The sequence below is a fragment of the Enterobacter sp. C3_dUdeg genome (genome assembly GCF_057536195.1).
In genome coordinates this window covers 855,720-881,592 of record NZ_BAAKFX010000001.1, presented here as the reverse complement: position 1 = coordinate 881,592, position 25,873 = coordinate 855,720, and the positions used below count along the sequence as shown (strand labels likewise).

Here is a 25,873-nt window from a genome sequence, read left to right as displayed (position 1 = left end):
TTCCGATGAGAAAGAGAGGTGCCTTGAAGCTACTATTTAACATACTTAATCAATGCGACCTAACATATTCACACCGCAGGGGAACGTTACTTTTCCCCGCTGCCAATTCGGCTGTCTATCCGCCCCTGCATGTAGTCGTAAAACGGATTCGAGGTGACCCGCATAAGCGCCTCTTTCCCGACGCTCAACACGGAGGTTTCGCCCCAGAGCGCAATCGTCCCCAGGCTGATACCGTAGCGGTTTTTCACCCGAGGCTCACGGCCATAGAGATCGTCATCCGGCGGGAACGGCACCGCAACGTGCGACAGGGAATAGACATCCTGCGGCCAGGACTGCGCAAGCGGCACGACCGTCTCCCGGGTGCTGCCTGCCGGAGTGATTTTCGCCACCGTCGAGAAGCTGTGTGCGTCCGCATTGGTAATAATGGTGACACCGTAACGCCTCTTCGCAACCTGCAGCAGCGCCGAGGTTGCCGTCCACGACGACGGTTTGAACAGCGGGCGGAAGCTCGCCGCCTGGTTGATGTCAAACACCACCAGCTCGCTGCCGTTTGCCGAAAGCTGGTCAAACAGGCCGGTCACCACCGCGCGGGTGCTGACCGTGGAATCCATGACCGACTGGAACGCCAGGATCGGCGGCAAATTTGCCAGCCTGTTCTCCCGCGCCTCGCGGCCGATTTGCTCCTGCAGGGCCTTCGTCAAAAGCCATGACTGGCGGGCGGCGTTCACCGGGAACGAGTTATATTTGTACGGGTTATATTCCGGAGAGATATTCAGCCACGCCGCTTTGGCAAACGCCGGCAGCAGCGCCGGTAACCCGGCGAAACCGGCAAAGCGCGCAAAGGCCGTCACGCCGATCATCGGTGAGAGCAGTATCACCTGCTGCGGTTTACGCAGCGCAGGCGCGTCCAGCGCATCGAGGGCATATTTCATCGCCAGCGCCCCGCCGTTGGAGTAACCCACCAGATGCAAAGGCGCAGCCTCGCCCGCCAGACGCGTGGCTTCCCGCACCGCAAGACGCGTCGCCGCGAGCCACATCTCCCAGTCAACGTCCGTCAGCGCGCCGGGCGCGGTGCCGTGCCCGGGCAGGCGCGGGACCACGGCCACAAAGCCGTGCTGTTGATAGTTCACCGCAAGCCGCCGGACGCTGTAGGGCGAGTCCGTCAGACCGTGCAGCAGCACTACCGCGCCGCGCGGCTTTCCGGCAGGCATCAGCACAAAGGAGCGGTTGGCATCGGGCGTAAACTGTCCCGGCCATACCAGGCTCTGGCGATAATAGCGGTTTAACGGCGTGCGTTCCTCGCCCTCTGTTTTCGCCGTCACCGCATTATCAAGATCGGCGAAAATGGCGTTTTCCCGGGCGATATACCCGGCAAAATCGGCGTTATCCATCTCGCGCACGGACATCTCATCGGCCCGCCAGGTATGCCACAGGTGCAGTTCCGGTCCCTGCTGCGAGAGATACGCCCGCACCGCCAGCAGGACGATCAGTACGATCCCGACGACCATCCCTATTTTCTTTGCAAGCGCCATCAGGCGCACGCTGACTCGCCAGGGCAGATTTACCATGCCGGGATCCCTTTTATATTCACAGTACATCTATCTTATCAAAAATGTGAACGGACTGACGTATTCACCAAATTCATACCTGCCGCGTCAGACAGTGCACCAAAAGTGAACTACGCTGCACAAATGTTGATCATTGGTTAAACAAATATTGCATGAAGTCTACTGCACAGCGGGTTTCACCCGCCCTGTGAACATGGCACGCGTCATGCATTGTTAACCAGGTAACAAAAATTCGGCCATTGACAGCCTGTTAACAGCGAGGCGGTATGACGACGAAACCTGAGATGTTGAGCCGTATCGAAGCGACGTTCAGCCAGCTCACGCCCAGCGAAAAGCGGGTCGGAAGCTGGCTGCTGGCGCACGCGGCGCAAATCCCGTTTGAAACGGCGGAGAGCATCGGTCAGGCGAGCGGGACCAGCGGAATTACCGTCGGACGCTTCCTGCGCAAGCTGGGGTATCGCAACCTGGAAGATGCCAAAAAGAGCCTGCGCGATCCGTATCAGCCCTGGGGCATGAACGAGCGGCTGGACTCCTGGCAGCAGCAGCGCCCCCTTTCCAGCCGCCTTCAGCATGCCCTGTCGCTGGAAGTGGATGCCATCACGCAGGTGTACCAGCTGGCGCAAACGGACGCCTTCCGTCAGGTGGTACACAACCTCGCCCACGCCGACGCGGTGTTTGTGCTGGGGATCCAGTCCACGCGCGGGATTGCCAACGCCTTCTTCAGCCACCTCGAGTACCTCCGCCCGCGCGTGAGCTATTCGGAAGGCGCTTCCGGCAGCTGGGTGGAATCTCTTAACTCGGGCTTTTCGCATCCGTACGTCGTGCTGACCGATACGCGCACCTACTCCGCGATGGCCCGCCAGTACTGCCGCGTCGCCAGCGAGAAAGGCATTCCGCTGGCCTTAATCACCGATATCTGGTGCCCGTGGGCGCGGGATTACCCGATGGATTTACTGCAGGTGAAAACCGATACCGGTCACTTCTGGGATTCACTTGCCCCCGTGAGCTGTCTGTTCAACCTGCTGCTGTCGGGCGTGGTGGAGGCGCTGGGTGAGACGCTCCCGGCGCGTCTGGCGGTAAACCGGCAATTACAACAAGAGTTTGGTCAATTCGAACGCTAAAGGAGCGGAGCTATGCCCGAAGAGAGTGAACTGATTGATGTGGCGAAGACGTTTCCCACGCTGCATATCGATCTGAAGTACGCCACCGCCGACAACATCACCGGCCGCCCGATCTATCAGGAGGCGCTGTGCCTGCTGCATACCGACGCGGCCACCGCGCTGGCAAAAGCCATCAGCATTGCCTCGCTGGCCGGGCTGAAGCTGGTGGTGTACGACGCCTATCGGCCGCAGCAGGCGCAGGCTCAGCTGTGGGATGCCTGCCCTAACCCGGAATACGTGGTCGACGTGGCGATTGGCTCCAATCACAGCCGCGGTACGGCCATCGACGTCACCCTGATGGATGAACATAACGCCGTGCTGGATATGGGGGCCGGTTTTGACGAAATGCACGACCGCTCGCATCCGTATCACCCCTCCGTGCCGCCGCACGCCCAGCGCAACCGTCTGCTGTTGAACGCCATCATGTTCGGCGGTGGTTTTGTGGGTATCAGCAGCGAATGGTGGCACTTCGAACTGCCGAACGCCGCCAGCTACCCGCTGCTTGACGACCGTTTTGCCTGTTTTCCCCTGACGCACACTTCTCTTTAAACCTGGAGCACTGCCATGAAAACATCGCTTGTCTCGACCTTGATCGCCGCCACGCTGGCCCTGAGCGCCCCGCTGGCGCTGGCTGCCGTTCCGAAAGACATGCTGGCGATCGGTAAAGCCGCCGACCCGCAAACGCTCGATCCTGCCATCACCATTGATAACAACGACTGGACCGTCACCTATCCGTCCTACCAGCGTCTGGTCAAGTACAAGCCGGGCTCTACCGAGGTGGAAGGCGATCTGTCGACGGGCTGGAAGGCGTCTGAAGACCAGAAAGAGTGGACCTTTACCCTGGCGGATAACGCGAAATTTTCCGACGGCACGCCGGTCACCGCCGAGGCGGTAAAACTCTCCTTTGAGCGCCTGCTGAAGCTCGGCCAGGGGCCGTCTGAAGCCTTCCCGAAAGACCTGAAAATTGATGCCGTCGATGACCATACGGTGAAGTTCACCCTCAGCCAGCCCTTCGCGCCTTTCCTCTACACGCTGGCAAACGACGGGGCGTCCATCATTAACCCGGCGGTGCTGAAGGCCAACGCGGCGGACGATGCGCGCGGTTTTCTGGCGCAAAACACCGCCGGTTCCGGGCCGTTTATGCTGAAAAGCTGGCAGAAAGGCCAGCAGCTGATTCTGGTCCCTAACCCCCACTGGCAGGGTGAAAAGCCGCACTTTAAGCGCGTTTCGGTGAAAATTATCGGTGAGAGCGCCTCGCGCCGACTGCAGCTTTCCCGCGGCGATCTGGATATTGCCGACTCCCTGCCGGTCGATCAGCTTGCGGCCCTGAAGCAGGAAGGTAAAGTCGCCGTCGCAGAATACCCGTCCCTGCGCGTGACTTACCTCTATCTCAACAACAGCAAAGCGCCGCTCAATCAGGTGGATTTACGCCGGGCCATCTCCTGGGCGACGGATTACCAGGGGATGGTGAAAGGCATTCTGAGCGGCAACGGCAAGCAGATGCGCGGCCCGATCCCGGAAGGCATGTGGGGCTTTGACGCCACGGCAATGCAGTACAGCTTTGACGAGGCCAAAGCTAAAGCCGCGCTGGAGAAGGTCAAAGACAAACCCGCCAGCCTGACCTTCCTCTACTCGGACAACGATCCGAACTGGGAGCCTATCGCCCTCTCCACTCAGGCCAGCCTCGGCAAGATCGGCATTAGCGTCAAGCTGGAAAAACTGGCCAACGCCACCATGCGCGACCGCGTCGGAAAAGGCGATTACGACATTGCCATCGGCAACTGGAGCCCGGATTTTGCCGACCCGTACATGTTCATGAACTACTGGTTCGAATCGGACAAAAAAGGGCTGCCGGGCAACCGCTCGTTCTATGAGAACAAAGAGGTTGATTCGCTGCTGCAGGCCGCGCTGAAAACCACCGACCAGGCGGAACGCACCAAAGATTACCAGCAGGCGCAAAAGGTGGTTATCGACGAGGCGGCCTACGTTTATCTGTTCCAGAAAAATTACCAGCTGGCGATGAACAAAGAGGTCAAAGGCTTCACCTTTAATCCGATGCTCGAGCAGGTGTTCAACATCGCCACCATGAGCAAATAACGGTTCTCGCCGGGAGAAAGCGTATGACGTTCTGGAGCATAGTGCGCCAGCGCTGCTGGGGGTTAATCCTGGTGGTGGCCGGTGTCTGTATTATCACCTTTATTATTTCACACCTGATCCCCGGCGATCCGGCCCGTCTGCTGGCCGGCGACCGCGCCAGCGACGAAATCGTGCAGAACATTCGCCAGCAGCTAGGGCTGGACCAGCCCCTGTATGTGCAGTTTGGCCGCTACGTGGACGCTCTGGCCCACGGTGATTTAGGCACGTCCATCCGCACCGGACGCCCGGTCGCGGAAGACCTGAAGGCCTTTTTCCCCGCCACGCTGGAGCTGGCCTTTTGTTCTCTGCTGCTGGCGCTGGTCATCGGCGTGCCGCTGGGGATTTTGTCGGCGGTGTACCGCAACCGCTGGCTGGATCACCTGGTGCGTTTAATGGCGATGACCGGGATCTCCACGCCGGCCTTCTGGCTCGGGCTGGGCGTCATCGTACTGTTCTACGGGCACCTGCAGATCCTGCCGGGCGGCGGCAGGCTGGACGACTGGCTCGATCCGCCGACGCACGTCACCGGCTTTTATCTGCTGGACGCGCTGCTGGAGGGCAACGGTGAGGTCTTTTTCAACGCGCTTCAGCACCTGATTTTACCCTCGCTGACGCTGGCGTTTGTTCACCTGGGGATCGTGGCGCGCCAGGTCCGTTCGGCGATGCTGGAACAGCTCAGCGAGGACTACATCCGCACCGCGCGCGCCAGCGGCCTGCCCGGCTGGTACATCGTCCTGCGCTACGCCCTGCCGAATGCGATGATCCCGTCCATTACCGTGCTCGGGCTGGCGCTGGGCGATCTGCTTTACGGCGCCGTGCTGACCGAAACCGTCTTTGCCTGGCCGGGCATGGGCGCCTGGGTGGTGACATCCATTCAGGCGCTCGATTTCCCTGCCGTAATGGGGTTTGCCGTCGTCGTTTCGCTGGCCTACGTGCTGGTTAATCTGGTGGTCGATCTGCTTTACCTGTGGATTGACCCGCGAATCGGGCGCGGAGGTGCCGAATGATGTTAACGCAGGAAACGCCCGTCCCGGCTAAAACCGCCGGACAACGCATCAACTGGGCAAAGCTGTTCTGGATGCTGCGTCAAAGCCCGCTCACGATCGTTGGCGGCGTCATTATGATTGCGATGCTCTTCCTGATGGTGGCTTCGCCGTGGATTGTGCCGCATGACCCGAACGCGCTGGATTTGACCGCCCGCCTGCAGGCGCCGTCTGCGCAACACTGGTTTGGTACCGATGAGGTGGGACGCGACCTGTTCAGCCGCGTGCTGACGGGCAGCCAGCAGTCGATTACCGCCGGGCTGGCGGTGGTGGCGATTGCGGGCGGCATTGGCTCACTGCTGGGCTGTTTTTCCGGCGTACTGGGCGGGCGCGGCGACGCCATCATCATGCGGGTGATGGACATTATGCTCTCCATTCCCTCCCTGGTGCTGACTATGGCGCTGGCCGCCGCGCTCGGTCCGAGCCTGTTTAACGCCATGCTGGCGATTGCGATTGTCCGCATCCCGTTTTACGTCCGCCTGGCGCGCGGGCAAACCCTGGTGGTGCGCCAGTTTACCTACGTCCAGGCCGCCCGCACCTTTGGCGCGTCCCGCTGGCATTTGATCCGCTGGCATATCCTGCGCAACGCCCTGCCGCCGCTGATTGTGCAGGCTTCGCTGGACATCGGCAGCGCCATTCTGATGGCCGCCACGCTGGGGTTTATCGGCCTGGGCGCGCAGCAGCCCACCGCCGAATGGGGGGCGATGGTGGCCGTTGGCCGTAACTACGTCCTGGACCAGTGGTGGTACTGCGCCTTTCCCGGTGCGGCGATTTTGATTACCGCCGTGGGCTTTAACCTGTTTGGCGACGGTATCCGCGATCTGCTGGATCCGAAATCGGGAGGAAAACAGTAATGACCGAACCGGTATTACGTATTGAGGACCTGCACCTGAGCTTCCCGATTTTTCGCGGTGAGGTCCACGCGCTGAACCACGTCTCGCTGGAGATCGGCAGGGGCGAAATTGTCGGCGTGGTGGGTGAGTCGGGGTCGGGTAAATCCGTGACCGCCATGCTCGCCATGCGGCTGCTGCCGGAAGGGAGCTACCGCATTCATCACGGTCAGGTGAAGTTACTCGGCGAAAACGTCCTGACGGCGTCCGAGAAGCAGCTTCGCCAGTGGCGCGGTGCACGAGTGGCGATGATTTTTCAGGAGCCCATGACCGCCCTCAACCCGACGCGGCGGATTGGCAAACAGATGGTGGAGGTGATCCGCCAGCATCAGCCGCTTTCGCGGCGCGAGGCGCAGCAGAAGGCGATTACCCTGCTGGAAGAGATGCAAATCCCGGACGCGAAGCAGGTCATGGAGCGTTATCCGTTTGAACTCTCCGGCGGCATGCGCCAGCGGGTGATGATCGCCCTTGCCTTCTCCTGCGAGCCGGAGCTGATCATTGCCGACGAACCGACCACCGCGCTGGACGTTACCGTCCAGCTCCAGGTGCTGCGCCTGCTGAAGCATAAGGCGCGGGCCAGCGGTACCTCGGTGTTGTTTATCAGCCATGATATGGCCGTGGTGTCGCAGCTTTGCGACAGAATGTACGTGATGTATGCGGGCAGCGTGATCGAGAGCGGTGCCACGCAAACGCTGATCCACCGCCCCGTGCATCCCTATTCCATCGGCCTGCTGCGGTGCGCCCCGGAAAACGGCCAGCCGCGCGACCTGCTTCCCGCCATTCCCGGCACGGTGCCCAACCTCAGCCAGCTTCCGCAGGGTTGCGCCTTCCGCGAGCGCTGCTTTGCCGCTGGGGCGAAATGCAGCGAAACGCCGCGCTTACAGCCCAATGGCGCAGAAGGCCAACAGGCTGCCTGCTGGTATCCACAACGGGAGAAACACCATGTCTGATGTACTGCTGGAACTGGATAGCGTGCACGTGAACTTTGCGGCGCGCAAAAACTGGCTGGGCCGCGTAACGGAACAGGTCCATGCCCTCAACGGGCTCGATCTCCAGATCCGTCGCGGGGAAACGCTGGGCATTGTCGGTGAGTCCGGCTGCGGGAAAAGCACGCTGGCCCAGCTGCTGATGGGCATGCTTAAGCCCAGCACCGGCGCGTGCCAGCGGGCGCACCACGCGGGCGGCATGCAGATGGTGTTTCAGGATCCGCTCTCCTCCCTCGACCCGCGATTGCCGGTCTGGCGCATCATCACCGAGCCGGTGTGGGTGCAAAAACGCAGCAGCGAACGCGAACGCCGCCAGCTGGCAGAAAACCTGGCGCTGCAGGTGGGCATTCGCCCGGAATATCTCGACAGGCTTCCGCACGCCTTCTCCGGCGGGCAGCGCCAGCGCATCGCCATCGCCCGGGCGCTGTCGTCCGACCCCGATATTATCGTGCTTGATGAACCCACCAGCGCGCTGGATATCTCCGTGCAGGCGCAAATCCTCAACCTGCTGGTGAACCTGCAGCAGCAGCGTAATCTGACCTACGTGTTAATTTCGCATAACGTCTCGGTGGTCAGACACATGAGCGACCGGGTGGCGGTGATGTACCTCGGGCAGATTGTGGAGCTGGGCAGCGCCGCGCAGGTGCTTGGCGAGCCGCGCCATCCCTATACCCGTCTGTTGCTCGACTCGGTTCCCCGCACCGGTGAACCGCTCGATGAAAATCTGGCGTTGCGCAAAACGGAGCTTCCCGGCAATCGTCATCTGCCCGAAGGCTGTTTTTTCCGCGACCGTTGTCCGATAGCAGCGCAGGGGTGTGAACAGCCGCAGCCGCTACAGCCCTCACGCGAGGGCCGTAACGTGCGCTGCTGGCGCAGTCTGGGTTAGATTTGCGCCATTCCGCCGTCCACAAACAGCTCGGTGGCGTTAATAAAGCTGGCCGCGTCGGAGGCCAGAAACGCCACCGCTTTCCCCACCTCACCCGGCGCGCCTAAACGCCCCAGCGGTACCTGCGCGGCCAGCGCGTCGTACAGCCCCTGACGGTGCTCTTCCGGCACCAGATCGCCGAGACCTGGCGTTTTGATCGGGCCCGGGCTCACCACGTTGATACGGATCCCGCGGCCCTGCAAATCCAGCGCCCAGGAGCGGGCAAAGTTGCGCACGGCGGCCTTGCTGGCGCTGTAGACGCTGAAGTTGGCCGTCCCTTTAATGGACACCGTCGATCCGGTCAGAATAATCGACGATCCGGCGGACAGCAGCGGCAGCGCCTTCTGCACCGTGAACAGCACTCCGCGCACGTTGGTGCCAAAAATCCGGTCAAACTGCTCTTCGGTGATCGCGCCCAGCGGCAGCATATCGCCGCCACCGGCATTGGCGAACAGGATATCAAGACGGCCTTCTTCTTTGGCTATCCGGGCATAAACCTCATCCAGATCGGCAAGCTTTGAGGCGTCCGCGCGAATGCCCACTGCGGTTGAAGCAATTTCCGCCACCGCCGCGTCCAGCTCGGCCTGACGACGACCGGTGATGTAGACCTTCGCGCCCTGCGCCGCCAGCTCCTGCGCTGTGGCAAGACCAATGCCGGTGCTGCCGCCGGTGACCAGTGCAATTTTTCCTGAAAGAGTCGTGTTCATGTCATTTACCTTTTGTTGGGTTTGCGTTGGACAAACTTTAGCCCTTGCGGCATTAGTGAAAAACGGGCAAAAATGAAAATGACTATTCACAAACAGAAATAATCCGAGGTCATCATGGACCAGCTCATGGCGATGCGCGCCTTTACGCGGGTCGTGGAGTCCGGCAGCTTTACCCGCGCGGCGGACTCGCTGAATATGCCGATCGCCACGCTGAGCAAGCTGGTCAAATCGCTTGAGTCGCACCTGGAGATACGCCTTCTGCACCGGACCACTCGCCGGGTGGTCGCGACGCCTGAAGGGATGGAATACTATGAAAAAGCGCTCAGGGTGCTGATTGATATCGAAGATATCGACACCTCGTTTCGCGTTTCCCGCGCGACGCCAAAAGGGCATTTGCGGGTTGACGTGGGCGGCTCCACCGCCCGGGACGTGCTCATCCCTCTGCTTCCGGAATTTATGCAGCGCTACCCTGAGATCCGCATCGACCTTGGCGTGGCCGACCGGCCGGTCGATCTCATCAGCGGTAACGTAGACTGCGTGATCCGCGGCGGGCCGCTGGACGACTCAACCCTCATCGCCCGTCATCTCGGTAACGCCGAAATGGTCACCTGCGCGACGCCGGGTTACCTGAAAAATCACGGCGTCCCGGCCTATCCGCAGGAGCTGCGCAACGGCCACAAGCTGATTAGCTATCTCTCGCCCGTCACCGGACGGCCCTTTCCGTTTCGCTTCCGGCAGAACGGCGAGGCGCTGGAAATCAACATTCCGCACTATCTCGGCGTCAATGAAAGTAATGCCCATCTGGCGGCTGCCGCGGCGGGGCTGGGGATCGTTCAGACCTTTGAGTATTCGGCAAAGGCGTATTTGCAGACGGGCACGCTGGCGGCGATCCTGGGCGACTGGCGCCCTGCCGCGTATCCGTTTCATGTGGTTTACCCGCAGAACCGGCATTTGACGCACAGACTGAAGGTGTTTATTGCCTGGCTGGCGGAGGTGTTCCCCGCCGCGCTGAAGGGATAGCCGGGCGCAAACCCGGCTGTGGCTTAATTGAGCTTATAGTCCAGCGTAATCTCAGCTTTCAGGAGCTGCGAGACCGGACATCCCGCTTTTGCTTTCTGAATAATGCCGTCGAACTGCTGTGGAGCGATGCCGGGAACGGTCACCTTGCTTTTCAGGGCAACTTTAGTGATGGCAAAGCCGCCGTCGGTTTTATCCAGAGAGACGTCCGCGGTGGTATCAATGGAATCGGCGGTATAGCCCGCTTCGCCGAGCATCAGCGACAGCGCCATTGAGAAGCAGGCCGCATGTGCCGCGCCAATCAGCTCTTCGGGGTTGGTCCCCTTTTCGCCCTCAAAGCGGGTATTGAAACCATAAGGCTGCTGATTGAGAACGCCGCTCTCGGTGGAAACCGTTCCTTTTCCGCGCTTAATGTCGCCAGACCAGTGTGCCGAACCGTGCTTATGAATAGTCATTCTTGCTCTCCTTTTGGCTTACAAAGGGTTAAGTATAGACTACGCATCTGACCCACCCTGGAACACAGACAATTCCAGGACTTTCACCTGCTGTACCGACAAAAAGGATAAAGATTATGGCCCTAAAAATCAGGATGGCCGTTGCCGTCACCACGCTGGCTCTGTCGCTCTCTTCACTGGCGAAAACGCCGGAGAACTTTATCTATACCAGCTCGGGCGATCTCGACGCGGCGTTTCCGCTTGTTGCGCGAAGCGATATCGGCGGCGTGCAGATCGTTTACAACTGGCGCCTGCTGGAACCCGAGAAGGACAGCTATGACTTCTCGCGGATTGAGCAGGATCTGGCGCGCGTTAAGGCCGCCGGAAAAAAACTCTTTATTCAAATCCAGGATCGTTTCTTTGAGCCGGACGCCCGCTACGTTCCGGACTATCTGATGCGCGACACGCAGTACGGTGGCGGGATTGCGCCGCAGTTCGATAACCCCGGCGAAGGCAAGCCGGTCGGTTCAGGATGGGTGGCGCGTCAGTGGGATCCCGCCGTGCGCCAGCGCTACCAGGCACTGCTGGCCGCCCTCGCGAAACGCTTTGATGGCGAGGTGTATGGGGTAAACCTGCCCGAAACCGCCATTGATCTCGACGAAAAAAATCCGCCCGTCGGGTTTACCTGCGACGGCTATTTCGCGGGTGAAATGGAAAACCTGGCCTTTGCGCGAAAGGCTTTTCAGAAATCTCACGTGGTGCAGTACGTGAACTTCTGGCCGTGCGAATGGGATAACGACCACAACTACATGGGGCGTCTGTTTGCGTATGCCAGCGCCAACAACATCGGCCTGGGTGGGCCGGACATTGTTCCCAACCGCAAGGCACACATGAAGAATGCCTATCCCTTCTTCCATAAAAATAAACAGACGCTGCCGCTCATCGCCATGGCGGTTCAGGAGCCGACCCTGACCTATAAGGATCCTCAGACCGGAAAACCGTTCACCAAAGCGGAATTTGTCCGCTTCGGCGAAAGTTATCTCGGTGCCGATATTATTTTCTGGAGCACGACGTCTCCCTGGCTAAAGGCGAAGTAATCCTTTCTTATGCCAGGTAGCGCGACAGTTCGTCAAGGAACACGCGCAGCGCGGCAGGCTGGTATTCCCGGGACTGATAAATGCCATGGATGGCAAGCGGTTTCGGCTCAAGCGCCTCCAGTACCGGCACCAGCAATCCCTGTTCCAGCGCGGCAGACGCTTCGCGCTCCGGCAGCATGGCGATACCGCAGTGCTTAATCGCCGCGTCCATCAACAGCGAAGAGATGCTGGCGCTCAGGTTGCCGCTGACGGCCACGCTCAGGCTTTCCCCTTCCGGCGTTAGAAAGTGCCAGGACTGCCCGGCAAAAAAGCTGTAGTGCAGACAGTTGTGCTGCGCTAATTCTTCAGGGCTGACGGGGATACCGTGCTGTGCCAGATACGCCGGCGAGGCGCAAAGCACCGAGCGACACTCCCCCAGCCGGCGGGCAATCATGCCGGGTTCGGGGTTGTCGGTAATGCGCACGGCGACATCAATGCGCTCTCCCACCAGGCTGACCGGGTGGTTATTCACGTCCAGCTCGATGCGCAGCTGCGGGTAGCTCAAGAGCAGCTCAGGCAGGACCGGCGCAATCAGGTGCATGGCGGTAAAATGGGCGCAGGCCACCCGCAGCGTGCCGGACGGCAGATCTTTCTCAGACTGGCCCTCGATTTCCTGCGAAATCTGCGAGAGCGTCCGCGTTTTTTGCAGCACCTTTTCCCCTGCCGCGGTCAGCGTCAGCTTGCGCGTGGAGCGGTTTACCAGCCGCGTTCCCGCCCACTTCTCCATTTGTTCAAGGTAGCGGCTCACCATCGGTCGGGAAATGCCCAACGCGCGGGCCGCCGCGCTCAAACTGCCCAGCTCGCATATCCGGTTGTAGACCTGAGCGGCGATAACGCGATCCATATAAGCTCCATTTGCTCGATTTATGAAACTAAGCATGTCTTGTTTCAGGAATTCTGGCAAATGCGAATATCCGTACAATAGAGACATTCCTGAACAACAGAGACAACAGCATGAAATTCACTCACCTTGCCCTGCTTTCCACCCTTTTCACTCCTGCGGTTTTTGCCGCGCCGTTGACCATTGATACCTATAACCCGCAGGAAAAAGGCATTTTCCCGGTCTCCTCCACGCTGGTTTCCGGCCCGAAAGAGGCGGTGCTGTTTGACGCGCAGTTCAGCGTGAAGGATGGCGAAGCGCTGGTAGAGAAAATTCGCCGCAGCGGTAAAACCCTGAATAAGATTGTGATCACCTCCGGCGATCCGGATTTCTATTTTGGCCTGCAGCCGCTGGTCAAAGCCTTCCCGAACGCTAAAGTAGTGGCCACGCAGCATGTGGTTGACCATATTAAAGCCACCAAAGACGCCAAGCTCGCTTTCTGGGGGCCGCAGATGAAGGACGGCGCGCCAACGGAGCTGGTCCTCCCGCAGGTGCTTGCCTCCACCACGTTCATGGTTGACGGGGAAAAGGTCGACATCGAACAGCCAGACAGCTATGCGGCCTATGTGTGGATCCCGTCGGCAAAAACGATCCTCGGCGGCACCGGGGTAGCCTGGGGTATTCACGTCTGGACGGCAGACACCCAGACGCCGGAAAGCCGCAAGCAGTGGCAGGAAACGCTGGAGAATATGGCCGCGCACAAACCTGAGCGCGTGATCCCGGGCCACTATCTGGGCACCCCACCAGCGGGCACTGGCGCGATTGAGTTTACCCGCGACTATCTGCAGCGCTTTGAAAAGGCTTTAGCCGCGCATAAAGATTCCGCAGGCGTTATCAATACCCTGAAAAAACAGTATCCGGGCCTGGCTGATGAAAGCTCGCTGGAATTAAGCGCCAAAGTGAATACTGGCGAAATGAAGTGGTAATTTAAAAACGGATCCTGCTATATTTCCGCGATAGCAGGAGCCCCGCCAAAATATCCCCGCCGTTACCCGTCGATATAGCCACACCTTTTAAAAGTGCATAAAAGCATGCACTTATGTCATTTTTATTTCTAAGATGAATCTGAACCACAACCGGGAAAATATTTGCCATTCTGTTTATGAATTAAATTTTTTGCGAGCCGTACCATTAAACAGACAACGACACGGAGGCAGCATGTTTACTTATTACCCGGCTAATACTGCAGCAGCACAACCTGAACTCGTTAACGCGATTGCGCAGGGTCTTCACGCCGAGCACGGTGCTGTGACTGAAGATGACATTTTGATGGAACTGACCAAGTGGGTGGAATCCACGGATAATGACATCCTCAGTGACATCTACCAGCAGACTATTAACTACGTCGTCAGCGGGCAAAACGCACCCTTGTAAAAACCTGCTAAGCTGGATCTGCAACCTAAGGGGTTACATTTCGTTTGCGTGAGCAAACTGGTCCTTAAAACTATCAACAGGATTGAGGAGTTAACATGAAATCGAACCGTCAGGCACGCCATATTCTGGGACTGAATTACAAGATTTCAAATCAGCGTAAAGTGGTGATTGAAGGCGACCACGAAACGCAGGTCACTCACGCCACCGGCAGAAAACGCCACGCCGGCAAGTAAGTTCCAGACTGAGATCCAGAACACCATCGGTAATCCCGATGGTGTTTTTGTTTATGTGTTGCGGTAATTAATATTTAGCTCCTTTATAATACCGCCTGACCGCACCCCATCGCACAGGCCAGAAAGATGACAAACAGCAGTGTCAGGGACGGATCTTCATAAAAAGAGTGAGTGACATGGACAACAAACTGAAAAAACATCGTTCCTTATACATCCCATACGCCGGACCGGTTTTACTCGAATTCCCCCTGCTCAACAAAGGCAGCGCCTTCAGCATGGAAGAGCGCAGCAGCTTTAATCTGCTGGGTTTACTGCCCGAAGTGGTTGAAACCATTGAAGAACAGGCGGAGCGCGCGTGGATCCAGTATCAGGGTTTCAAAACCGAAATCGACAAGCACATCTACCTGCGCAACATTCAGGACACCAATGAAACCCTCTTCTATCGCCTGGTGCAGAACCATCTCGAAGAGATGATGCCGGTGATCTACACCCCGACGGTGGGTGCGGCCTGCGAGCGTTTCTCAGAGATCTACCGTCGTTCACGCGGGGTTTTCATCTCCTATCAGAACCGCCACAACATGGACGATATTCTGCAGAACGTGCCGAACCACAATATCAAAGTGATTGTGGTGACCGACGGCGAACGTATTCTCGGCCTCGGCGACCAGGGCATTGGCGGGATGGGGATCCCTATCGGTAAACTCTCTCTCTACACCGCCTGCGGCGGCATCAGCCCGGCGTATACCCTGCCGGTGGTGCTGGACGTCGGGACCAACAACCAGCAGTTGCTCAACGATCCGCTCTATATGGGCTGGCGCCATCCGCGCATTACCGACGACGAGTACTATCAGTTTGTCGACGATTTCATTCAGGCCGTGAAGCACCGCTGGCCGGACGTTCTGCTGCAGTTTGAAGACTTCGCGCAGAAAAACGCGATGCCGCTGCTGAACCGCTATCGCGATGAGATCTGCTCCTTTAACGACGACATCCAGGGCACCGCGGCCGTGACCGTGGGTACGCTTATCGCTGCCAGCCGCGCAGCCGGCAGCCAGCTGAGCTACCAGAAAATCGTCTTCCTGGGCGCTGGCTCTGCGGGCTGTGGTATCGCCGAGCAGATCATCGCCCAGACGCAGCGCGAAGGCTTAAGCGAAGAGCTGGCCCGCTCCCGCGTCTTTATGGTTGACCGTTTCGGCCTGCTGACCGACGCTATGCCGAACCTGCTGCCGTTCCAGAACAAGCTGGTGCAGAAGCGCGAGAACCTGAAAAACTGGGATACCGACAACGAAGTCCTTTCCCTGCTGGACGTGGTGCGCAACGTGAAGCCGGATATTCTGATCGGCGTTTCCGGGCAAACCGGTCTCTTCACCGAAGAGATCATTCGCGAGATGCACAAGCACTGCGAACGCCCTATCGTGATGCCGCTTTCCAACCCGACCTCCCGCGTGGAGGCGACGCCGCAGGACATCATCGCCTGGACCGAAGGTAACGCGCTGGTCGCGACCGGCAGCCCGTTCGACCCGGTGGTGTGGAAGGATAAAACCTATCCGATCGCCCAGTGCAACAACTCTTACATCTTCCCGGGCATTGGGCTGGGCGTGATCGCCTCCGGCGCGTCCCGCATTACCGATGAGATGCTGATGTCGGCGAGCGAAACCCTCGCGGGCTACTCGCCGCTGGTCAACAACGGTGAAGGGCTGGTGCTGCCGGAGCTGAAAGACATTCACAAGGTGTCGCGCGCTATCGCGTTCGCGGTAGGTAAAATGGCGCAGCAGCAGGGCGTGGCGGTGAAAACCTCTGCCGACGCGCTGCAGCAGGCCATCGACGACAACTTCTGGAAACCTGAATACCGCAGCTATCGTCGTACCTCGATTTAATTCGCTTTGACCGTTCCCTTTTCCACAGGGAGACGCAGTGCGGTCCAATCGCCCGGTGGCGCTTCGCTTACCGGGCCTACGGGCGGGGTGTTTTCCCTCTCCCTGTGGGAGAGGGTTAGGGTGAGGGCATCAGACCGCACCATTGAATACCCACTAGCCAAACCCCTTTTCCCCCGCTACACTCCCTTCATCCATTAACCTACTGAATATATAAGGAGGCCAATTATGCTGTACTGTGAAATTTTCAATGTTTCACATACATTTGGTGATCGCACCAGCTCAAGCGTTATCGGTATCGTGCTGCGATAACTTCTGCTTGAGCGAAGACACCAACCCCTGAAATCCCTTCTCTCGGGCTTACTGAGTTATCGTCAGCGATGTTTGACGAGGCATAAACATGCCTGTAACTCTTGGGTAAGCAACAATGAGCACTTTACTCACTGCACAATCTTTACGCGTTGATACGGCGTTTGGCACGCTCTTCGACTCACTCTCCTTTACGCTGAAAAAAGGCGACCGCATTGGCCTGCTGGGCGACAACGGCTGCGGCAAAAGCACGCTGCTGAAGGTGCTGGACGGCACTGACTCCCCCGCCGCCGGAACGGTTTCGCTGGCCGGGCACTGCCTGATGGCGCGCGTGGAGCAACATCTCCCGGACGCCATTTTCCCGCTGACCATGCTGGATGCCGTACTCGCACAGCTGCCTTTAGCCGAGCGCGATAGCCTGCGCTGGAAAGCCGAAACGCTGCTAGCAGGCATGGGCTTCACGCCGCAGGATATGGCGCTGCAATCCGCCACGCTGAGCGGCGGGCAGCACACGCGCCTGCTGCTGGCGCGGGCCCTGATTCACGAGCCGGATCTGCTCCTGCTCGATGAACCCAGCAACCACCTTGATTTGCCGACCATGCTCTGGCTGGAACACTTTCTACAGAACTGGTCAGGCAGCTTCGTGCTGGTCTCGCACGACCGACAGCTGCTGGACGCCGTCACTAACGGCAGCTGGATCCTGCGCGATAAAACGCTGCACTACTTCGCCCTTCCCTGCACGGCCGCCCGCAAGGCGCTTGAAGCAAAGGATGAAAGCGACGCGCAGCGCCACAAGGCGGAGCAAAAGGAGATCGACCGCGTGACCGCCAGCGCGAAGCGGCTGGCGACCTGGGGCAAGGTTTACGACAACGAAGATCTTGCCCGCAAAGCCAAACAGATGGAAAAACAGGTCAAACGGCTGAAGGAGAGCCAGACGGCGCTCACGGCAGGCAGCCCGTGGACGTTAACCCTGCGCGGCGACGCGCTGCGGGCCGACCGTTTGCTGGAAATGGAGAATCTCGACGTTCCTCCTGCACCTGGCCTGCCGGCGTTATTCAGCATCGAAATGGCGCGGCTAAAAAGCGGCGATCGCGTGGCGATTGTCGGTCGTAACGGCTGCGGCAAATCGTCGCTGATGAGGCTTATCTGGCAACAGTTTGCCGATGAGTCCGCAAACAGCGGGTTGAAAATCCATCCGCGCGTGTCGCCAGGCTATTACGACCAGACGCTTCACCAGCTTGCGGACAACGCCACGCTGCTCGACGCGCTGGAGCCTTTCGCACCGGATCCGCAGAACCGCAAAATGGCGCTGATAAGCGCGGGTTTCCCGTGGTCGCGTCACGGGCAAACGGTCAGCACGCTCAGCGGCGGCGAGCGCTCGCGCCTGCTGTTCGTTGGCCTGACGCTTGCCCGCTACAGCCTGCTGATGCTGGATGAGCCGACCAACCACCTCGACATGGAAGGCAAAGAGGCGCTGGCGCAAACCCTTCAGCAGTTTGAAGGCGGCGTCCTGCTGGTCAGCCATGATCGTCAGCTAATTAGCCAAAGCTGCAACCGTTTCTGGCTGATTGAAGAGGGAAAGCTGAGCGAGTGGCACGATGCAGAAGCGGTGTTTGAGCGCCTGCGTGAAAGCGCGGGGCTGGCGACATCCACCGCGCCCGCCATCGACGCTGCGACGGTTCAACCCTCGCCGTATGACGATCTGCTCGAACGGCTGGTCGCGCTGGAAGCGCTGCTGGAAGACGACCTGGCGCGTAAGCCGAAGCATCAAAAGCCGCAGCTGCAGGCGCAATGGCGTAAAGAGATTGAGGAGATAGAGGCACAGCTGTAAGTCTGCGCCCGGCGAGTCTCTCGTCGGGCCAGTATTTTCCCCCTAAATTATTAGAGGAACGCCGTATTCTTATTCTGAAAATGGATTAAATAATGACATTATGTTGCCGTTGCCTTGCATTACAGCGCCAAACCACTAATCCTTGAGGAGTATTACACCTGCTATGCAGATACTCATCATGAACAAGGAGATACACATGAAGGCTGCTGTTGTCACTCAGGATCATCAGGTCAATATCACCGAAAAAACCTTACGCCCGCTAAAGCACGGGGAAGCCCTGCTGAAGATGGAATGCTGTGGCGTATGCCATACCGATCTCCACGTGAAGAACGGTGATTTCGGCGATAAAACCGGGGTTATCCTGGGCCACGAAGGGATTGGTATCGTAAAAGAAGTCGGCCCCGGCGTGAAGTCGCTGAAAGTCGGCGACCGCGCAAGCGTGGCCTGGTTTTTTGAAGGCTGTGGCCACTGCGAATACTGTAATACCGGCAACGAAACCCTGTGCCGCGACGTGAAAAATGCCGGTTACTCCGTTGACGGCGGCATGGCGGAAGAGTGCATCGTCACCGCGGATTACGCGGTAAAAGTGCCGGACGGTCTGGAATCCGCTGCGGCCAGCAGCATCACCTGCGCTGGCGTCACTACCTACAAAGCGGTGAAGGTCTCGGGTATCAAACCGGGCCAGTGGATTGCAATTTATGGTCTGGGCGGTCTGGGCAACCTTGCGCTGCAGTACGCCAAAAACGTCTTTAACGCCAAAGTCATCGCTCTCGACGTTAACGACGAACAGCTGAAGCTGGCGGCCAGCATGGGTGCGGATTTAACCATCAACTCCCGCAGCGAAGACGCCGCGAAAATTGTGCAGGAGAAAACCGGCGGCGCGCATGCCGCAGTCGTTACTGCCGTCGCAAAAGCCGCATTCAACTCAGCCGTTGACGCCGTGCGTGCCGGTGGCCGCGTGGTCGCGGTTGGCCTGCCGCCGGAAGCGATGAGCCTCGACATTCCGCGTCTGGTGCTGGACGGCATCCAGGTGGTGGGTTCGCTGGTCGGCACCCGTCAGGATCTGCAGGAAGCCTTCCAGTTCGCCGCTGAAGGTAAGGTGGTGCCGAAAGTCACGATGCGTCCAATCGAGGACATCAACGCCATCTTTAAAGAGATGGAACAGGGCCAGATCCGCGGCCGTATGGTGATCGACCTACGTTCATAATCGTTCATCTTTCATTACCGCTCCTCGCTGGGGCGGTTTTTTTATAGCCATTTTCCGGCAATCCTTATCTTAATTCCTTTGTTCCCTTGTTTTCCCCCGCGCCCGATGATGAATCCGACGCTAACAAGAAGATAACAAAGGAATTCACCATGCAAACCCCATTTCGTCTGCCGCTGCTGACGGCGCTGATTCTGGCGACAACCGCAGCCTGGGCCGCAGATGCGCCCGTCAAAGGCGGCACGCTGATTTATCTGGAGCAACAGGCGCACACCAACCTCTATCCGCCTGCCGGTGGCTTTTACCCGAACGGCGGCATTCTGAATCAAATCACCGACAAACTGACGTGGCAGAACCCAAAAACGCTGCAGGTGGAACCCTGGGTGGCCGAAAGCTGGACCACCAACGCCGATAAAACCGAATACACCTTTAAGCTTCGTCCCGGCATCACCTTCTCCGACGGCACGCCGCTGGACGCCAACGCCGTGGCGAAAAACTTTGATACCTACGGTTTAGGCAATAAGGCGCAGCGCCTGCCGGTGTCAGAAGTGATCAATAACTACGATCGCAGCGAAGTCATCGACCCGCTGACCGTGAAGTTCTACTTCAAAAAACCGTCGCCGGGGTTCCTGCAGGGCACCGCCACCATTGGCTCGGGTCTGGTCTCGCTCAGCACGCTGAAGCGCAACTTCGAAGAGCTGGGAGATGCCCGCCACATCATTGGTTCCGGCCCGTTTGTGGTGAAGGACGAGAAGCTGGGTCGTGAAGTGACGCTCGAAGCCCGCAAAGACTACCAGTGGGGACCGAAAAACCTGGCGCAACAGGGGCCAGCCAATCTCGATGGCATCAAGTTTATCGTGACCCAGGAAGACAGCGTGCGCGTGGGCGCCCTGCTGGCCGGTCAGGCCGACTTTATTCGCCAGGTGCAGGCGTATGACGAAAAGCAGGCGACCGATCAGGGCTATAAGATCTACGCCGCCCCGACGCGCGGGGTGAACGACAGCATCAGCTTCCGCCCGGATAACCCGCTGGTCTCCGATATTCGCGTTCGCCAGGCGCTGCTGCATGCCACCAATGCAAAACAGGTGGTCGAGACCCTCTTCTCGGCCAACTATCCGCAGGCGAAATCCGTGATTGCCGGTTCCGCCGCAGGCTTTGTCGATCTCAGCGACAAATTGACCTTTGACCCGGCAAAAGCCAACCAGCTGCTGGACGAGGCGGGCTGGAAAGCAGGCGGCGACGGGATCCGCGCCAAAGACGGCCAACGTCTGGCGCTGACGGTGTATGAATCCCTGCCGCAGCCGCAAAACAAAGAGGTGCTGCAGCTGGTTGCCCAGCAGTGGCGCCAGGTGGGCGTGGCGCTGAGCGTCAAAGCCGGAGACGCAGGCAGCCGCACGCTGGATAACCTTGACCCGCTGAAAACCCCGTTAACCGTCTCCGAAGTGGGCCGCGCCGATCCGGACGTGGTGAAAAGCATGTTCTACCCGGCTAACCGCGACGCCCTGCTGCAAAAAGGCGGATCCAGCGACAAGGTCAAAAACTTCCGTGACGACAGGCTGAATGCGCTGCTGGTGAACATTTCGGCTGAGGTCGACCCGCAAAAACGCCTGCAGCTGACGGGAGACGCCCAGCGCTACCTGCTGGATAACGCCTACGTCATTCCGATTTTCGAGGAGCCGCAGGTCTTCGCCGGTGCGCCGTGGCTGAAAGGCGTCAATTTTGAAGCGGTAGGCCGCCCGTCGTTCTACGGCGCGTGGATTGAGAAACACTGAGGAGCTGACGATGCGCCACGCACTTCTTCAACGCTTTGGGCACGGGTTGCTGGTACTGTGGGCCGCCTTTACCCTCTCGTTCGTGTTGCTCCAGGTGCTGCCGGGCGACGCGGTGCTGATTAAATTTCAGAACCCGGACCTGGGCTTAAGCCCGGCGCAAATCGAGGAGATGCGCGTGGCCTACGGCGCGGACAGCCCGCTGTGGCAACAATACGGCCACACGCTGCTGGCAATGCTGCGCGGGGATTTCGGCTATTCGCTACAGGCAGGCGTGCCGGTCAGCGAGCTGATTGCCAGCAATCTGCCGGATACCCTGAGCCTCGCCCTGCCCGCGTTTGTACTCGCGGTCCTGCTGGCCTTTGCGCTGGCCTTTGCATCGCGTCTGCCGGGTCTGCGCTGGCTGAGCAACACCCTTCAGTCTCTGCCGGTCCTGTTTATCTCCTTACCGACGTTCTGGCTGGGGATTGCCCTCATCCAGCTTTTTTCTTTTCAGCTGCGGCTGATCCCGGTGATTAACCCGACGCCGCTGCAGGGGCTGATCCTGCCGATCGTGACCGTCGCGATCCCGATTTCCGCCCCGCTGGCGCAAATTCTGATGCGCAGTCTGGACCAGGTGGCGACGCAGCCGTTTGTCGCCGTCGCCCGTGCCAAAGGGCTGAGTGAAACCGCCGTCCTGTGGCGTCACGTCACCGGCAACGCCCTGCTGCCGGTCCTGAACATTGCCGGGCTGCTGCTGGGCGAGCTGATTGCCGGGGCGCTGATCACGGAAACCGTTTTTGGCCGCAGCGGGCTCGGGCAGCTGACCCAGCAGGCGGTGAATAATCAGGACATTGCCGTGCTTCAGGCGGTGGTCATGATTTCCGCCCTCGGTTTTGTCCTGATCAATCTGCTGGTGGATCTGCTGATGCCGCTGCTGGATCCCCGTCTGCAAACCGTTACCGGAGGTGCATCATGAGTCTGGTCGATTACGCGGCCGCCGCGCGAAAACGCGTTCCTGCCTGGCAGGGAGTTGAATGGCAACCGGGACTGTGGCTGGCATGGGGGGTGATTATTCTCGCCGCTTTTGCCGCCGTAGCGCCCGGCCTGTTGACCCACTACAGCCCGATTGAGGGCATCGCCGGGGCACAGCGCCTGGCACCGCAGGCCGGTCACTGGCTCGGGACCGATCAGCTTGGCCGCGATGTTTACACGCGTATCGTTTATGGCGCGTCACACTCCCTGAGCGCGGCGCTGGCCGCCGTGACGATGGGTCTGGTGGTCGGTACCGGCTTAGGGGTGATTGCCGGAGCGTTCGCCGGACGCGTCGAGTCTCTGCTGATGCGCTTCGTCGACGTGTTGCTCTCCATCCCGTCTCTGCTGCTCTCGCTGACGGTGATTATTCTGCTCGGATTTGGCACCGTTAACGCCGCGATTGCCGTCGGCGTTGCCTCCATTGCCAGCTTCGCCCGCCTCGCGCGCGGTGAAGTCGTGCGTATCCGCCATACGGATTATGTCGAAGCGGCGTTTGGCAGCGGCGGGACGTTTTTCGCCGTGCTGTGGCGACACATCCTGCCCAACGCGTTAACCGCCGTCCTCGCCTTTGCCACGCTGCAGTTTGGTCAGGCCATCCTGGCGCTCTCCACGCTGAGCTTTCTCGGCTACGGCACCCCGCCGCCGGTGCCGGAATGGGGCTTACTGATTGCCGAAGGTCGTAACTATCTCTCTACCGCCTGGTGGCTCACCACCTTCCCCGGCGTGGTCGTCATCGCCGTGGTGCTGGCCACCAACCGTATCAGCCAACAGTTCAGCGGAGGTCGCTAATGACCGTTCTCTCAGTGGAAAATTTGACGATTAGCTACCGTTCCGCTCGCCAGTGGCGAGAGGTGGTGCATAACGTCAGCTTCACGCTCGGACGAGGGGAAATGCTGGCGTTCGTCGGCGAATCCGGATCCGGCAAGACGACCACGGCGCAGGCGATCATTGGCCTGCTGGCCGATAACGCCCGGCGCGATGCGGGAAAAATATCGCTCAACGGCGAGGAGATTAGCCGATGGTCCGCGAAGCGCCTCGATACCCTTCGCGGCGCGCGAATTAGCCTGGTACCGCAGGATCCGGGTAATTCGCTCAACCCGGTGAAGACCATCGGGGCGCAGGTCGGAGAGATCGTTCAGCTCCACCAGAAGGTGACCCGCGCCGAGCGCGACGAGCAGGTGCTCGCCCTGCTGACAAAGGTCGGCCTGAGCCACCCCGAACAGCGCATGACGCAGTATCCCCATCAGCTCTCCGGCGGGATGAAACAGCGCGTGCTGATTGCCATCGCCATTGCCCTGCGCCCGGACGTGATCGTTGCCGATGAGCCCACCAGCGCGCTGGATGTGACGGTGCAAAAACGTATTCTCGATCTGCTGGATATCCTGCGCCGGGAGTCGGGTACCGCCGTTCTGTTTGTCACCCACGATCTGGCGCTGGCCGCACAGCGCGCGGACAGGCTGCTGGTGTTTCGCGATGGCGAGGTTCAGGAACAGGGGAACACCGGCGATATCGTCCGCACGCCGCAGCACGCCTATACCCGCCAGCTGTTGAGCGATCTCCAGGGCCAGCGCCTGACCATCGCCCCGGTAGCCGGTCGCCCGCTCGCGTCCCCGGCCATTCGCGCCCGCGCCATCAGCAAGCAATTCTCCCTGGGCAAAGGTCATCAGCTTCAGGCGCTGGACCGGGTGACGTTTGACGTCAGGCGCGGCAGCACGCATGCGCTGGTCGGTGAATCCGGCTCCGGGAAAACCACCCTCGCCCGTATTTTGCTGGGTTTTGAACAGGCCGACAGCGGACAGGTCATCATTGATGATATTGATGCCACCGCGCTCAGCCGCGAGGCCCGCCGTCAGCTGCGCCAGAAGATCCAGTTCGTCTACCAGAATCCGTTTGCCTCTCTCGACCCGCGTCAGACGCTGTTTGACATCATCGAGGAGCCCCTGAAGAACTTTTCTCGCCTCGGCAAGGCGGAGCGAAAGCTCCGGGTGGAGACGGTGGCGCAGCGGGTTGCCCTGCCCGTCGAACTCCTGACCCGCACCGCCCGGGAGCTTTCGGGCGGACAGCGCCAGCGCGTTGCCATTGCCCGGGCGCTGATCCTGGAGCCGACCATTCTGGTGCTGGACGAAGCCACCTCCGCGCTGGACGTCACCGTGCAGGCGCAGATCCTGGCTCTGCTTCAGCAGCTGCAGCAGCAGCTGAGATTGACCTACCTCTTTATCACGCACGATCTGTCAACTGTCCGCCGGATCGCCCACAGCGTCACGGTGCTGCGCGGCGGTCAGGTGGTCGAACAGGGCGACGTCGGAACCTTATTCGCGTCGCCGCAGAACGACTATACCCGCGAGCTGATTGACGCCATTCCCCATTTTTCACCCGCTACGGAGGAGTTCGCATGACGCGAAAACGCCTGGGATTTTTCACCCGCCTGCTTGACGACGCTGCGCCGAAGGAGCGCTATCGTCTGGCAACTGAACAGATCCGCCACGCCGAACGCCACGGTTTTGACAGCGCCTGGATTGCCCAGCACCACTTCCACGAAAGTGAAGGCGGTCTGCCGTCGCCGCTGCTGTTTCTGGCGCACGTAGCCGCGCATACCGAAACCATCCGGCTGGGCACGGCCATCATCACCCTGCCGATGGAAAACCCGCTGCGCGTCGCGGAAGATGCCGCCGTGCTCGATTTACTCGCCGATGGCCGTCTTGAGGTCGGTTTTGGTTCGGGCGGCACACCGACCTCATTTCTGCCGTTCGGACTGACGTTCGAGGAGCGCGGCGCGGCGTTTGCTGACCATTTGCATGTGATCCAAAGCGCCTGGCGCGGGGATTCGCTTACCCATCCGGATAACCACCTTTACCCGCCGGCGCCACAGCTGGCCGACCGTATCTGGATTGCCACCTTCTCTGTTGACGGAGCCGTTCGCGCCGCCCGGGCCGGACACGGTTTAATGCTCTCCCGCACGCAGCCGCGCCCGGCAGATCGGCTGGATTTAACGCTCGACGAGATCCAGAACCCGATTGTGGATGCCTACCTTGAGGCGCTGCCTGCGGGCATCGCACCGCGCATTCTGGCCTCCCGTACGGCGTTCGTCGCCGACAGCGACGACTATGCGCTCAGGGTCGCAACGCCGGGCCTCACGAAACAGGCCCGGCAGCATCGCGCTGCCGGGCACGTGGTTAAAGGTGACAACGTCACCGATTATCACCGCCAGTTTGACGCCCATATTGGTTCGCCCGATACGGTGCTGCATTCGCTGAATGCCGACTCCATTCTCAGGCGCGCCACGGATATCTCATTCCAGGTCCATTCGGTCGAACCCTCGCATCGCGACACGCTGCGGTCCATCGAACTGATCGCCGAACGTATTGCCCCCCACATTCTTTGAGGAG

General features: G+C 59.6%; 24 protein-coding genes. 20 read left to right on the top strand and 4 right to left on the bottom strand.

Features of this window, described 5'->3' with window-relative positions; translation table 11 throughout:
- Positions 1 to 86: 86 nt before the first annotated feature.
- Complete coding sequence (locus AC27FC_RS04095; RefSeq protein WP_196354345.1) at positions 87 to 1,568, bottom strand: alpha/beta hydrolase; 1,482 nt, start codon at positions 1,566 to 1,568, stop codon at positions 87 to 89.
- Positions 1,569 to 1,834: 266 nt separating this feature from the next.
- Between AC27FC_RS04095 and AC27FC_RS04090 the strand changes: the two genes are divergently transcribed.
- Genes AC27FC_RS04090 through AC27FC_RS04060 form a run of 7 tightly spaced genes read left to right on the top strand, consistent with a single transcriptional unit; the run spans position 1,835 to position 8,669 of the window.
- Positions 1,835 to 2,689 carry a MurR/RpiR family transcriptional regulator gene (locus AC27FC_RS04090; protein ID WP_196354343.1) on the top strand — a complete coding sequence of 285 codons (855 nt, stop codon included), beginning with the start codon at positions 1,835 to 1,837 and terminating at the stop codon, positions 2,687 to 2,689.
- Between the two features lie 12 nt (positions 2,690 to 2,701).
- Positions 2,702 to 3,277: a D-alanyl-D-alanine dipeptidase gene (gene ddpX / locus AC27FC_RS04085; protein WP_023311885.1), complete on the top strand. Its 576-nt coding sequence runs from the start codon at positions 2,702 to 2,704 to the stop codon at positions 3,275 to 3,277.
- A 15-nt stretch (positions 3,278 to 3,292) separates the two neighbouring features.
- On the top strand, positions 3,293 to 4,825 hold the full coding sequence (locus AC27FC_RS04080; RefSeq protein WP_143346969.1) for an ABC transporter substrate-binding protein: 1,533 nt from the start codon (positions 3,293 to 3,295) through the stop codon (positions 4,823 to 4,825).
- Between the two features lie 23 nt (positions 4,826 to 4,848).
- Positions 4,849 to 5,871 (top strand): ABC transporter permease, encoded by a 1,023-nt coding sequence (locus AC27FC_RS04075; protein WP_033145620.1) that lies wholly within the window; start codon positions 4,849 to 4,851, stop codon positions 5,869 to 5,871.
- Entirely contained in the window at positions 5,868 to 6,761 is an 894-nt protein-coding gene (gene ddpC, locus AC27FC_RS04070) for a D,D-dipeptide ABC transporter permease (protein ID WP_029740902.1), read from the top strand. Before AC27FC_RS04075 ends, ddpC begins: the two co-directional genes overlap by 4 nt.
- Entirely contained in the window at positions 6,761 to 7,747 is a 987-nt protein-coding gene (locus tag AC27FC_RS04065) for an ABC transporter ATP-binding protein (RefSeq protein ID WP_033145622.1), read from the top strand. The genes ddpC and AC27FC_RS04065 overlap by 1 nt, the downstream gene beginning before the upstream one ends.
- Entirely contained in the window at positions 7,740 to 8,669 is a 930-nt protein-coding gene (locus tag AC27FC_RS04060; protein ID WP_196354341.1) for an ABC transporter ATP-binding protein, read from the top strand. Before AC27FC_RS04065 ends, AC27FC_RS04060 begins: the two co-directional genes overlap by 8 nt.
- Here the strand turns inward: AC27FC_RS04060 and AC27FC_RS04055 are convergent.
- Entirely contained in the window at positions 8,666 to 9,415 is a 750-nt protein-coding gene (locus AC27FC_RS04055; protein WP_196354340.1) for an SDR family oxidoreductase, read from the bottom strand. The genes AC27FC_RS04060 and AC27FC_RS04055 overlap by 4 nt on opposite strands.
- A gap of 114 nt (positions 9,416 to 9,529) precedes the next feature.
- Here AC27FC_RS04055 and AC27FC_RS04050 point away from each other — a divergent pair, with 114 nt between their 5' ends.
- Positions 9,530 to 10,435, top strand: a complete 906-nt coding sequence (locus AC27FC_RS04050; RefSeq protein ID WP_094935012.1) for a LysR family transcriptional regulator — start codon at positions 9,530 to 9,532, stop codon at positions 10,433 to 10,435.
- 23 nt (positions 10,436 to 10,458) lie between these two features.
- On the opposite strand, the gene AC27FC_RS04045 is transcribed toward AC27FC_RS04050, so the two are convergent.
- Entirely contained in the window at positions 10,459 to 10,887 is a 429-nt protein-coding gene (locus tag AC27FC_RS04045) for an OsmC family protein (protein ID WP_023311893.1), read from the bottom strand.
- Between the two features lie 116 nt (positions 10,888 to 11,003).
- Here AC27FC_RS04045 and AC27FC_RS04040 point away from each other — a divergent pair, with 116 nt between their 5' ends.
- Positions 11,004 to 11,963: a hypothetical protein gene (locus AC27FC_RS04040; protein ID WP_064672585.1), complete on the top strand. Its 960-nt coding sequence runs from the start codon at positions 11,004 to 11,006 to the stop codon at positions 11,961 to 11,963.
- 7 nt (positions 11,964 to 11,970) lie between these two features.
- On the opposite strand, the gene AC27FC_RS04035 is transcribed toward AC27FC_RS04040, so the two are convergent.
- Positions 11,971 to 12,846 carry a LysR family transcriptional regulator gene (locus AC27FC_RS04035; protein WP_094935010.1) on the bottom strand — a complete coding sequence of 292 codons (876 nt, stop codon included), beginning with the start codon at positions 12,844 to 12,846 and terminating at the stop codon, positions 11,971 to 11,973.
- Between the two features lie 110 nt (positions 12,847 to 12,956).
- Between AC27FC_RS04035 and AC27FC_RS04030 the strand changes: the two genes are divergently transcribed.
- The 11 genes from AC27FC_RS04030 to AC27FC_RS03980 all read left to right on the top strand — a co-directional run bounded on the left by AC27FC_RS04030 (position 12,957) and on the right by AC27FC_RS03980 (position 25,869).
- Entirely contained in the window at positions 12,957 to 13,808 is an 852-nt protein-coding gene (locus AC27FC_RS04030) for a Vmh family MBL fold metallo-hydrolase (RefSeq protein WP_094935009.1), read from the top strand.
- Positions 13,809 to 14,040: 232 nt separating this feature from the next.
- Positions 14,041 to 14,256: a biofilm-dependent modulation protein gene (bdm, locus tag AC27FC_RS04025; protein WP_013096534.1), complete on the top strand. Its 216-nt coding sequence runs from the start codon at positions 14,041 to 14,043 to the stop codon at positions 14,254 to 14,256.
- Positions 14,257 to 14,351: 95 nt separating this feature from the next.
- Positions 14,352 to 14,489, top strand: a complete 138-nt coding sequence (sra, locus tag AC27FC_RS04020; RefSeq protein WP_196354338.1) for a stationary-phase-induced ribosome-associated protein — start codon at positions 14,352 to 14,354, stop codon at positions 14,487 to 14,489.
- A gap of 176 nt (positions 14,490 to 14,665) precedes the next feature.
- On the top strand, positions 14,666 to 16,363 hold the full coding sequence (locus AC27FC_RS04015; protein ID WP_023311897.1) for an NAD-dependent malic enzyme: 1,698 nt from the start codon (positions 14,666 to 14,668) through the stop codon (positions 16,361 to 16,363).
- Between the two features lie 424 nt (positions 16,364 to 16,787).
- A complete protein-coding gene (locus AC27FC_RS04010) occupies positions 16,788 to 18,500 on the top strand; it encodes an ABC-F family ATP-binding cassette domain-containing protein (protein WP_487159839.1) in 1,713 nt (570 codons plus the stop codon).
- Positions 18,501 to 18,696: 196 nt separating this feature from the next.
- Positions 18,697 to 19,707, top strand: coding sequence for an alcohol dehydrogenase AdhP (adhP, locus tag AC27FC_RS04005; protein ID WP_033145630.1), 1,011 nt, complete (start codon positions 18,697 to 18,699; stop codon positions 19,705 to 19,707).
- A 149-nt stretch (positions 19,708 to 19,856) separates the two neighbouring features.
- Positions 19,857 to 21,476 carry a TIGR04028 family ABC transporter substrate-binding protein gene (locus AC27FC_RS04000; RefSeq protein ID WP_196354335.1) on the top strand — a complete coding sequence of 540 codons (1,620 nt, stop codon included), beginning with the start codon at positions 19,857 to 19,859 and terminating at the stop codon, positions 21,474 to 21,476.
- A gap of 10 nt (positions 21,477 to 21,486) precedes the next feature.
- The gene (locus tag AC27FC_RS03995; RefSeq protein WP_024909556.1) at positions 21,487 to 22,431 is read left to right on the top strand and encodes an ABC transporter permease; all 945 of its coding nucleotides are present in this window, start codon (positions 21,487 to 21,489) and stop codon (positions 22,429 to 22,431) included.
- Positions 22,428 to 23,276: an ABC transporter permease gene (locus AC27FC_RS03990; RefSeq protein WP_047060936.1), complete on the top strand. Its 849-nt coding sequence runs from the start codon at positions 22,428 to 22,430 to the stop codon at positions 23,274 to 23,276. Before AC27FC_RS03995 ends, AC27FC_RS03990 begins: the two co-directional genes overlap by 4 nt.
- Positions 23,276 to 24,883, top strand: coding sequence for a dipeptide ABC transporter ATP-binding protein (locus AC27FC_RS03985; RefSeq protein ID WP_232959968.1), 1,608 nt, complete (start codon positions 23,276 to 23,278; stop codon positions 24,881 to 24,883). Before AC27FC_RS03990 ends, AC27FC_RS03985 begins: the two co-directional genes overlap by 1 nt.
- Positions 24,880 to 25,869, top strand: coding sequence for a putative FMN-dependent luciferase-like monooxygenase (locus tag AC27FC_RS03980; RefSeq protein WP_196354333.1), 990 nt, complete (start codon positions 24,880 to 24,882; stop codon positions 25,867 to 25,869). Before AC27FC_RS03985 ends, AC27FC_RS03980 begins: the two co-directional genes overlap by 4 nt.
- Positions 25,870 to 25,873: the final 4 nt, after the last annotated feature.